This window comes from Mesorhizobium sp. M4A.F.Ca.ET.090.04.2.1 (assembly GCF_003999085.1).
Classification (GTDB): Bacteria; Pseudomonadota; Alphaproteobacteria; order Rhizobiales; family Rhizobiaceae; genus Mesorhizobium.
In genome coordinates this window covers 19,016-29,412 of record NZ_RZOT01000010.1, presented here as the reverse complement: position 1 = coordinate 29,412, position 10,397 = coordinate 19,016, and the positions used below count along the sequence as shown (strand labels likewise).

Here is a 10,397-nt window from a genome sequence, read left to right as displayed (position 1 = left end):
GCGCTTGGCCGCCGCACCGATTTCAGCTTCTAATAAATTCTTCGAGGTGCCTGCGGACCTCTGACGCTCGTTCGACTGGAGCCATATGGGTTTCTCCCGCGAGCAGTGTGAGCTTCGCTCCGCTGATTGCACTCGCGGTGGCTTCCATCATCCCGCCGAAAAACTGGTCCCTTTCACCGCCGAGGATCAAGGTCCTCGCCGAGATATCGCGGAGGCCTTCGTAGGCCACATCGTTGTCGAGCATTGCCTCGAGATAGCGCCCAATCGTCCTTGGCGCTCCCATCCGGGCAATCAGGCTGCGTCCTTCGAACCTCAGTCGAAAACGCAAAAGAAGGTTCAGCCACGGCCGCCGAAACGCCGTTGTGAATTCCTCCAAAAGCGCGTGAAATTGTTCGGCTTTTGCGAATTGGATCTGTCTCTTGAGCCGCTCTTTTCCATCGGCCGAAAAGCCATGCGCACTCGCCAGCAGGACCAGCCTGCCTACCAGGTCTGGATAGCGTGCGGTCACCTGCGTTGCGACAACGCCGCCATAGGAAATACCCATCAACTTCGCTGGCTTCTTGAAGTCAGCGTCGATGATCTCCGCGATGTCTCTGGCCATGCCCTCGAGCGATAGATCGGCTTTGGGAGCGGGATCGTAGCCAATCAGCACAAAGCTCGTGCCGGGTGGAAGGATATGGATGAGCTGTCTGGCGTCCTTTTCCAGTCTGGATGGACAGGGTTTCATCATGAACCCCTGACCGCCGTTGATGATGAGAAGCCTTTCCGGTCCTTGTCCAACGCTGGCGAACGGCAGCCGGCCCAGAAACAGCCCTGTTTCAATTTTGTGCATCAAGTCGCTGCCTGGCGCATGGCAGCCTCCCTTGATCAATGGGAAGCAAAGTTGCTTTGACGCTCGCACGCCGGTGTGCCGGCGCCAAGGGGGTAGGCGGCCACTAGTTCACCGTCCGTCGCGTGCCCGGCAGGTCGAGCGAGAAAGCAGGTATAGCGACGTCGAACGTCTCGCCCTGCTTGTTGCGCATCGTGTAGTGGCCGACCATGATGCCCGACGGCGTCGAAAGCGGGCAGCCGGAGGTGTACTGGTAACTGTCGCCGGGATTGAGCTCGGGCTGGTCGCCAACGACGCCGGCGCCGCGCACCTCCTCGACACGGCCGCTGCCGTCGGTGATATGCCAATAGCGCGACAGCAACTGCACGAACTCGTCCGACTGGTTGTCGATGGTCACGTGATAGCCCCAGACATAGCGATTCTCCGACGGATCGGAGCGATCCTCCAGATAGAACGGCCTGACCTGCACTTCGATCTTGCGCGTGACGGCGCGATACATGAGCTGCTCCAAACAGTTCGGGAACTTTCGGCTCGCTCCGCGATCAGGTCAACGATGCGTGATGCCCATCCCTTCCGTCCTTATGCGCACGTGCCGGCAAACAATGTCATTTAAGTGACACACGACAATGATGGTGTGCGCAGACCGTGCCGGGCGACTCATCGCTCTGTCGACCTGTTCAAGACGGCCATTCCCAGCCGGCTTTTCCGGAGTGACCAGACCTCGATGGAACTGATCGCCATAGCCGCCGCCCTGCTTTCGATAGCCTTGCTCCTCGCCAATCTCACCAGCATCCTGCTCGCGGCTTTGAGGCTGAAACCCCCGCGCGGCGCGGCGCCGCCCGCCGGCAGGACGGCGCCGGTCTCGATCGTCATTCCCGCGCGCGGCGTCGAGCCGTTCACCGAGGAGACGCTCCAGCGCGCTTTCACGCTCGACTGGCCGCGTTACGAACTGATCTTCTGCGTCGCCCATGCCGACGATCCGGTGGCCAAGCTGATAAACCGGGCGATTGCCCGGTTTCCCAAGGTGCCCGCCCGGCTGCTGGTCGGCGACGACCGCGTCAGCGCCAATCCGAAGCTCAACAATTGCGTCAAGGGCTGGGAGGCGGCGCGCCATCACTGGGTGATCCTCGCCGATTCCAACGTGCTGATGCGGCACGACTATATTCAGCATCTGATGGCAGCCTGGCGGTCGGACAGTGGCCTCGTCTGCTCGACGCCGATCGGCTCGCGGCCGGACGGCTTCTGGGCGGAGGTCGAATGCGCCTTCCTCAACACGCTGCAGGCGCGCTGGCAATATGCCGGCGAGGCGCTTGGCCTCGGCTTTGCCCAGGGCAAGAGCATGCTGTGGAACAAGCCCATGCTCGACGCCAATGGCGGCATCCGCGCGCTTGCCGCCGAGATCGCCGAGGACGCCGCGGCGACCAAGCTGGTCAACGGGCTCGGCCTTCGCGTCCATCTCGTTGCCTCGCCCTTCGAACAGCCGCTGGGCGAGCGCCGGCTCGGCGAGATCTGGTCGCGCCAGGCGCGCTGGGCGCGGCTGCGCCGCGTCACCTTCCCGCTGTTCTTCGCGCCGGAGATCATGACCGGCGCGGCGCTGCCGCTGCTGCTGGCGCTGTTTGCGGCGGCTCACGCGGGCATCAGCCTGCCGGCCACGGCGCTTTGCGTGCTGGCGCTCGCCTATCTGCCGGAATGCGCGCTCGCCTCGGCCAAGGGCTGGTACCTGTCGCCGCGCATCGTCGCCGCCATGATCGCGCGCGACGCGATGCTGCCGGCGATATGGGCGCGCGGTTGGCTGGGCGGCGCCGTCGACTGGCGCGGCAACGCCATGACCATCGGCACCAAGGTGGCCGAACTGGAAGAGACGCCCTCGAGTGCCTGACCGGGGCCTTCGCCCAGGTCCCCTATTTCGCCGCCTTCAGTGCCTGCTCGACATCGGCGAGCAGGTCGTCCGTGTCCTCCAGGCCGACCGAGAGCCGGAGCGTGCCCGGGCCGATGCCGAGCTCGGCGCGCGCTTCGTCGCTGAGGTTCTTGTGCGTGGTCGTCGCCGGGTGGGTGATCAGGCTCTTGGCGTCGCCGAGATTATTGGAGATCAGCACGATGTCGAGGGCGTTCTGGAAGGCGAAGGCCGCCTGCTTGCCGCCCTTGACGTCGAGGCAGATCAGCGTCGAGCCGCCCGACATCTGCTTCCTGACGATCTCGGCCTGCGGGTGGTCGGCCCGGCCCGGATAGATGACGCGGGCGATCTCCGGCCGTTCGGCGAGGAAGTCGGCGATCTTGCCGGCGCTTTCGGTCTGCTGGCGCACCCGCAGCGGCAGCGTCTCCAGGCCCTTCAGCAGCGTCCAGGCGTTGAACGGCGACAGGCTGGGGCCGGTATGGCGGAAATAGTCGTGCAGGTTCTCGTCGATCCACTTCTTGTCCGACAGGATGACGCCACCGAGGCAGCGCCCCTGGCCGTCGATGTGCTTGGTCGCCGAATAGACCACAATATGGGCACCGAGCTGCAAGGGCTTCTGCTGCAGGGGCGTGGCGAAGACATTGTCGACGATCAGTCTGGCGCCGATCGAATTGGCGAGTGCCGCGACGGCGGCGATATCGACCACTTCCAGCGTCGGGTTGGTCGGGCTTTCCAGGAAGAACAGCTTGGTGTTGGGCTTCACCGCCTTTTCCCAGTTGGCGATGTCGGTGCCGTCGACCAGCGTCGCCTCGATGCCGTATTTCGGCGCCAGCGTCTCGACCACCCAGCGGCAGGAGCCGAACAGCGCGCGCGCCGCCACGATATGGTCGCCGGCCCTGGCGCTGCACAGTAGTGCCGCCGTCACCGCGGCCATGCCGGAGGAGGTCGCGCGCGCGTCCTCCGCACCTTCCAGCGCGCACATGCGTTTTTCGAACATGTCGACCGTCGGGTTGGCGTAGCGCGAATAGATGAAGCCTGGTTCCTCGCCCTTGAAGCGGGCCTCCGCCGCCTGCGCCGTCTCATAGACATAGCCTTGGGTGAGGTACATCGCCTCGGCTGTCTCGCCGAAGCCGGAACGCAGCGTTCCGCCATGCACGAGTGCCGTCTGAGGCTTCCAGTCACGCTTCTTGGTCATCGCTCTACTTCCAGATACAAAAAAACCGGCCGCGAAAAGTCGCAACCGGTCCATACGGCCTTGCGGCCCGACGGTCCTTTAGCGACTTGTTTAACGTGGCTGCAAGCCGACCGGCCAAATCACCACGGGATAACGACCCTTTAGACCCGCACCGCGCTTGCGTCAATTGCCGGCTTCATTAAGAGGTTTGTACCAGCGGCCTTGGAGCGGAGCCAGCTTTGCGGCAGACAGGCATTCTTCCCGATCAGGACATTTCCGCGCTGTTCCAGTCCGGCGCGCTGAAGTCGCCGCGCGCCCTCGATGCCGACCAGGTCCAGCCGGCCAGCCTCGACCTCAGGCTGGGCGACAAGGCTTTCCGCGTGCGCGCCTCCTTCCTGCCCGGCCCCGATCATCTGGTGGCCGACAAGCTCGACCGGCTGAAGCTGCACGAGATCAATCTCGCTGACGGCGCTGTGCTGGAGACGGGCTGCGTCTACATCGTGCCGCTGCTGGAGAGCCTGGCATTGCCGGCGAATGTCTCTGCCTCGGCCAATCCGAAAAGCTCGACCGGGCGGCTCGACATCTTCACCCGGGTGATGACCGACCGCGGTCACGAGTTCGACAAGATCGCTGCCGGCTATGCCGGGCCGCTCTACCTCGAGGTCAGCCCGCGCACCTTCCCGATCGTGGTGCGTGCCGGATCCCGGCTGTCGCAAATCCGTTTCCGCACCGGCAATGCGCTGCTGTCGGAGAGCGAGTTGCGCGAGCTCCACCATGGCGAGATGCTGGTCGCCACCGAGCCGCCCAACATTTCCGGCGGTGGCATCGCGCTCTCGATCGATCTCGACGGCGACAAGGACGGGCTGGTCGGCTATCGCGGCAAGCACCATACCGGCCTCGTCGATGTCGACAAGCGGGCCGCGCAGGACGTCGTCGATTTCTGGGAGCCGCTCTACAAGAGCGGCGCCGGAGAATTGGTGCTCGATCCAGACGAATTCTACATCCTGGTCAGCCGCGAGGCGGTGCATGTGCCGCCGCTCTACGCCGCCGAGATGACGCCCTTCGATCCGCTGGTCGGCGAATTCCGCGTCCACTATGCCGGCTTCTTCGATCCGGGCTTCGGCCATTCGGCGGCCGGCGGCACCGGCAGCCGGGCGGTGCTCGAAGTGCGCAGCCACGAGGTGCCGTTCATCCTCGACCACGGCCAGATCGTCGGCCGTCTGGTTTACGAACACATGCTGAAGCGGCCACAGGCGCTTTACGGCACCGATCTCGGCTCGAACTACCAGGCGCAGGGCCTGAAGCTCTCCAAGCATTTCCGCGCCGCGCGCTGATCCATCGTCATCGTTAGACTCCGCTTGCCCGGCCCCACGCGGCATGCTTGGCTGTGCCCAGCCCGTCAAGGTGACGGAAATGAAGGGGAAGAAGACAATGCGGATTTCGAGATGGATCCTGTCGGCGGCCGCTGCCGCCATGCTGGCGCTCGGCGCCGGCGCCCTGTCGGCGCAGGCCGCGGAAAAGATCAAGATCGGCACCGAGGGCGCCTATCCGCCGTTCAACACCATCACGCCGGACGGCAAGGTCGAGGGCTTCGACATCGACATCGCCAACGCGCTGTGCGCGCAGATGAAGGTCGAATGCGAGATCGTCACCCAGGACTGGGACGGCATCATTCCGGCCCTCCAGGCCAAGAAATTCGACGCCATTATCGCTTCGATGAGCATCACCGAGGAGCGCAAGAAGCAGGTCGCCTTCACCCACAAATACTATACGACGCCGCTTGCGCTGGTCGCGCCGAAGGACAGCGAACTCACCTCGACCGAACCGGCCGCGCTCGCCGGCAAGACGGTGGGCGCCCAGGCCTCGACCACTCAGGCCGACTTCGCCCAGGACGTTTATGGTAAGGCCGGCGCCGAGGCCAAGCTCTATCCGACCCAGGAGGAGGCGATTACCGATCTCCAGAACGGCCGGCTCGACGCCGTCATTTCGGACAAGTTCGTGCTGGTGGACTGGCTGAAGAAGGCGAGCGACGGCTGCTGCAAGCTGGTCGGTGACGTCAAGGGCACCGAGACCGAAGCCGGCATCGCCGTGCGCCTGGACGACACTGCACTTCGCGACAAGCTCAACGCGGCAATAGACGCCATCGTCGCCGACGGCACCTACAAGAAGATCCAGGCGAAGTATTTCGACTTCGATATCTATTGAGGTTGTGCGCCCTCCGCCTTCTCCCCTTGTGGGAGAAGGTGGATCGGTGCGCAGCGCCGAGACGGATGAGGGGTAGGTGACGGATCACCCGTCTTTGCCAAGCTGGAGCACCCCTCATCCGACCTCGCTTCGCGAGGCCACCTTCTCCCACAAGGGGAGAAGGAGAATGCGCTCAAAGCGCCTTGACCGCCACCTTCACCGGCTTCTCGATCTCGAGCGGGTTGCGCAGCGGCAGGCCGAAATCCTTCGCCTCGATCTCGAAAGTGTCGCCCGCCTCGGTCTTGACGCCGTCGGCGAAGGAGAGCGTCGCCGTGCCGAACATGTGGACATGCACGTCGCCCGGCTGGCGGAAGGCCGAGTATTTGAAGTGGTGATGCTCGAGATTGGCGATGGTATGCGACATGTTCGCCTCGCCCGACAGGAACGGCTTTTCCCAAAGCAGCTTGCCGTCGCGCCAGATGCGCGAGGAGCCCCTGATGTCGGCCGGCAGGTCGCCGATCAGGATCTCTGGCCCGAACGAGGCGTTGCGCAGCTTGGAGTGGGCGAGGAACAGGTAGTTCACCCGCTCCGTCACATGGTCTGAGAACTCGTTCGACAGGGTGAAGCCGACACGGAACGGCGCGCCGTCGTCGCCGATGACGTAGATGCCGGCTATCTCCGGCTCCTCGCCGGCGTCCTGCGCGAAAGCGGGCGACATTAGCGCCGCGCCCGGCGCCACTGCCATCGTGCCGTTGCCCTTGTAGAACCACTCCGGCTGCACGCCGACCTGGCCCTTTGGAGGCTTGCCCCCTTCCAGCCCCATGCGGAACATCTTCATGGAATCGGTGAGTTGCTCCTCACCGTCGGCGCTGAGCTTCCTGTGCATGGAATCGCGCGTCGCGGCGGAGCCCAAATGCGTCAGGCCGGTGCCTGTGAGATGCAGGTGCGCCGGATCCGGATGGTTGATCGGCGAGACCAGCCGTCCTTTCTTGTAAACGGCATCGAGATCGATGGTTTCGCCGAAACCCTTGCGCTCGATCAGCGCCACGAGGCCGGTGCCGGTGCGCGCCGCCTCCATCGCCAGCGAATAGACGCTGCGGGCGCCGTTGATGATCCGCGTCTTGCCGCCGTTGCGGGCGACGACGCGGATCGTCTCGGCGTCGTCGAGGATCTGGGAGATCAGCATGATGAACCCTCTCTCTTTTGCCTTGGCCCGGCCGCCGATGGGCAAACCCTGACCGTCGCGGCCCGGAACAGTTCCGTGCCACGGTTGAAACTCTTCGTCCGGATTGCGCTCGCGAGCCTGGTCCCTCCGGGGACTTCTTGGCGCCGGCGGGTTGCCGGCAGCTTCGCGATCTGGACCCGTATGCCTCCTGCTTTCCTCGGCTGGTGCGGTTCAGCTTCGAGCAGCCGACCGCTTCCAATATATTGTCTCTGCGCAATTCCGGACGGAAAACCGCTATGCAGCTTTCCTGGAATTGCTGCCGTCAGGCCTTGTTCTTGTTGTAGACGTCGAAGATCACCGCGCCGAGCAGCACCAGGCCCTTGACCACCTGCTGCCAGTCGACGTTGACGCCCATGATCGACATGCCGTTGTTCATCACACCCATGATGAAGCCGCCGACCACCGCACCGATGACCTGCCCGACGCCGCCCATCGCCGAGGCGCCGCCGATGAACACGGCCGCGATGACGTCGAGCTCGCTGCCGAGGCCGGCCGCGGGCACCGCCTGGCCGAGGCGCGCCGCGATGATCAGGCCGCCGAGCGCCGACAGCACGCCCATGTTGATGAACACCATCAGCGTCAGCCGTTCGGTGTTGATGCCCGACAGTTGCGCCGCCTTGGCGTTGCCGCCCATGGCATAGATGCGGCGGCCGATGGTCATGCGCTTGGTGACGAAGACGAACAGCGAGATCAGCACGCCCATCACCAGCAGCACAACCGGCAGGCCCCTGTAGCTCGCGAACTGGAAGACCAGGAACAGCGCCAACGCGCTGCCGACCAGCGTCTTGATGACGAACAGCGGGAAAGGCTCGGCCTCATAGCCATGACGCTCACGCTTGCGGCGGGCCCGCAGCCCGAAATAGGCATAGGCCAGCACCGCGATCAGTCCGAGCACGATCGTCGTCATGTGCAGCGTAAGCCCGCTGCCGAGGATGGTCTTGCCGGCGGCATTCACCGTCGGCGGGATCAGCGTCAGCGGCCCGATCACGTCCGGAATGAAGCCCGAGCTTAGCGCCTTGAAACTGTCTGGAAGCGGGCCGACCGAGGAGCCGCCGCCCAGCAGGGCCTGGCAGATGCCTCGAAAGATCAGCATGCCCGCCAGCGTCACGATGAAGCTCGGTATCCGGTGATAGGCGATCCAGTAGCCTTGCGCCGCGCCAATGAGGGCGCCCACGATCAGGCACACGATCGAGACCACCAGCGGATTGCTTATTATCCCGAGCGGCCAGATGACCATCATCATCGCCGCCAGCGCCCCGATGAAGCCCGCCACTGAACCGACACTGAGGTCGATATGGCCGGATACGATCACCAGCAGCATGCCCAGCGCCATCACGATAATGAACGAGTTCTGCTGCACCAGGTTGCTGAGATTGACCGGTTTGAACAGCGTTCCTGATGTCGTGTACTGGAAGAACAGCATGATGACGATCAGCGCGATGATCAGGCCGTATTCGCGCAGGTTCGTCGTCAGCGCCGAGACGGCGACGCGCGGACCCTGCTTGACGTCTTCGGCTGCGCCGCTTTGCGGCGCGGGAGCGCTTTCTGTGCTCATGATGCTTTTTTTCCTTCTCCGCGAACGATGGCGCGCATGATTTTTTCCTGGCTGGCGTCGCTTGCCGCCATTTCGCCGACCATGCGCCCTTCGTTCATGACATAGATGCGGTCGGTGATGCCGAGCAGCTCCGGCATTTCCGACGAGATGACGATGATCGCTTTGCCCTCGGCGGCGAGACGGGCGATGATCGTATAGATTTCGTACTTGGCGCCGACATCGATGCCGCGCGTCGGCTCGTCGAGGATCAGCAGTTCCGGGTCGGCGAACAGCCATTTCGACAGCACCACCTTCTGCTGGTTGCCGCCAGAAAGATTGCCGGTCAGCTGATAAACGCTGGACGCGCGGATGTTCGTCTTCTTGCGATAGTCGTTGGCCACGCTCATTTCGCGCATGTCGTCGATGACGCCGCGGCTCGAAACTCCGCCCAAATTGGCCAAAGTCACATTGTGCTTGATATGGTCGATGAGGTTGAGGCCGTAGGTCTTGCGGTCCTCGGTGACATAGGCGATGCGGTTCTCCACCGCCTTGCTCACCGACGAAAGGTCGATCGGCTTGCCTTCGAGCAAAACCTCGCCGGTGATGTGCCGGCCATAGGAACGGCCGAACAGGCTCATCGCGAATTCGGTCCGGCCGGCGCCCATCAGCCCGGCGATGCCAACCACCTCGCCCTTGCGCACATTGAGGTTGACGTTCTTGATCACCTGCCGGTCGGCGTGGATCGGATGGTAGACCGACCAGTCCTTGACCTCGAAGACGACCTCGCCGATCTGCGGCTCGCGCGGCGGATAGCGGTCGTCGAGCGAGCGGCCGACCATCGAGGTGATGATGCGGTCTTCGCTGATGTCTTCCCTGGGCAAGGTCTCGATGGTGCGTCCGTCGCGGATCACCGTGACCTTGTCGGCGACCCGGTTCACCTCGTTCAGCTTGTGCGAGATCAGGATCGAGGTCATGCCCTGCCGCTTGAACTCGAGCAGAAGGTCGAGCAGCGCCTGGCTGTCCTTTTCGCTGAGCGAAGCCGTCGGTTCGTCGAGGATCAGCAGCTTCACTTCCTTGCTCAGCGCCTTGGCGATCTCGACCAGCTGCTGCTTGCCGACGCCGATATTGGTGATCAGCGTCTTGGGGTCTTCCTTGAGCCCGACTTTCTTCAGCAATGCGGCGGTGCGCTTCTCGTTGGCGTTCCAGTCGATGACGCCATAGGTCGCGTGCTCGTTGCCGAGGAAGATGTTTTCCGCGATCGACAGCATCGGCACCAGGGCGAGCTCCTGGTGGATGATGACGATGCCGATATGCTCGCTGTCATGGATTCCCTTGAAGTGGCATTCCTGGCCGCGAAAGACGATCTGTCCCTCATAGGTGCCGGACGGATAGACCCCTGACAGCACCTTCATCAGCGTCGATTTGCCGGCGCCGTTCTCGCCGACGACGGCGTGAATCTCGCCTTCCTCGACGCTGAGGTTGACGTTCGACAGCGCCTTCACGCCGGGGAACGTCTTGGTGATGTCGCGCATCTCCAAAATCGTCGAGGTCATTAGG

Annotated in this window: 9 protein-coding genes and 1 riboswitch; of the genes, 3 read left to right on the top strand and 6 right to left on the bottom strand. The window is 63.6% G+C overall.

The genetic code is table 11. The features are described from left to right. Nucleotides 1-22: 22 nt before the first annotated feature. Together EN781_RS01915 and apaG are read right to left on the bottom strand one after the other, a co-directional pair. A complete protein-coding gene (locus EN781_RS01915; RefSeq protein ID WP_127399739.1) occupies nt 23-832 on the bottom strand; it encodes an alpha/beta hydrolase in 810 nt (269 codons plus the stop codon). A 103-nt stretch (nt 833-935) separates the two neighbouring features. Further along, nucleotides 936-1,328 carry a Co2+/Mg2+ efflux protein ApaG gene (apaG, locus tag EN781_RS01910; protein WP_126056590.1) on the bottom strand — a complete coding sequence of 131 codons (393 nt, stop codon included), beginning with the start codon at nt 1,326-1,328 and terminating at the stop codon, nt 936-938. Nucleotides 1,329-1,553: 225 nt separating this feature from the next. On the opposite strand from apaG, the gene EN781_RS01905 reads away from it, so the two are divergent. Then, complete coding sequence (locus EN781_RS01905; RefSeq protein ID WP_127399738.1) at nt 1,554-2,708, top strand: ceramide glucosyltransferase; 1,155 nt, start codon at nt 1,554-1,556, stop codon at nt 2,706-2,708. Nucleotides 2,709-2,730: 22 nt separating this feature from the next. Here the strand turns inward: EN781_RS01905 and EN781_RS01900 are convergent, their stop codons facing one another. Continuing rightward, the gene (locus EN781_RS01900; protein WP_126056589.1) at nt 2,731-3,918 is read right to left on the bottom strand and encodes an O-succinylhomoserine sulfhydrylase; all 1,188 of its coding nucleotides are present in this window, start codon (nt 3,916-3,918) and stop codon (nt 2,731-2,733) included. Nucleotides 3,919-3,976: 58 nt separating this feature from the next. Then, a riboswitch (SAM riboswitch) is annotated at nt 3,977-4,054 on the bottom strand. Between the two features lie 82 nt (nt 4,055-4,136). Here EN781_RS01900 and EN781_RS01895 point away from each other — a divergent pair. Both EN781_RS01895 and EN781_RS01890 read left to right on the top strand, forming a co-directional pair. Beyond that, a complete protein-coding gene (locus EN781_RS01895) occupies nt 4,137-5,231 on the top strand; it encodes a 2'-deoxycytidine 5'-triphosphate deaminase (RefSeq protein WP_126056588.1) in 1,095 nt (364 codons plus the stop codon). A gap of 97 nt (nt 5,232-5,328) precedes the next feature. Beyond that, nucleotides 5,329-6,102, top strand: a complete 774-nt coding sequence (locus tag EN781_RS01890; RefSeq protein WP_126056587.1) for an ABC transporter substrate-binding protein — start codon at nt 5,329-5,331, stop codon at nt 6,100-6,102. Nucleotides 6,103-6,274: 172 nt separating this feature from the next. On the opposite strand, the gene araD1 is transcribed toward EN781_RS01890, so the two are convergent. The 3 genes from araD1 to mmsA all read right to left on the bottom strand — a co-directional run bounded on the left by araD1 (nt 6,275) and on the right by mmsA (nt 10,393). Then, nucleotides 6,275-7,267: an AraD1 family protein gene (gene araD1, locus EN781_RS01885; protein WP_126056586.1), complete on the bottom strand. Its 993-nt coding sequence runs from the start codon at nt 7,265-7,267 to the stop codon at nt 6,275-6,277. Nucleotides 7,268-7,568: 301 nt separating this feature from the next. Continuing rightward, nucleotides 7,569-8,861 (bottom strand): multiple monosaccharide ABC transporter permease, encoded by a 1,293-nt coding sequence (gene mmsB, locus EN781_RS01880; protein ID WP_126056585.1) that lies wholly within the window; start codon nt 8,859-8,861, stop codon nt 7,569-7,571. After that, on the bottom strand, nt 8,858-10,393 hold the full coding sequence (gene mmsA / locus EN781_RS01875) for a multiple monosaccharide ABC transporter ATP-binding protein (protein WP_127399737.1): 1,536 nt from the start codon (nt 10,391-10,393) through the stop codon (nt 8,858-8,860). Before mmsA ends, mmsB begins: the two co-directional genes overlap by 4 nt. Nucleotides 10,394-10,397 lie beyond the last annotated feature (4 nt).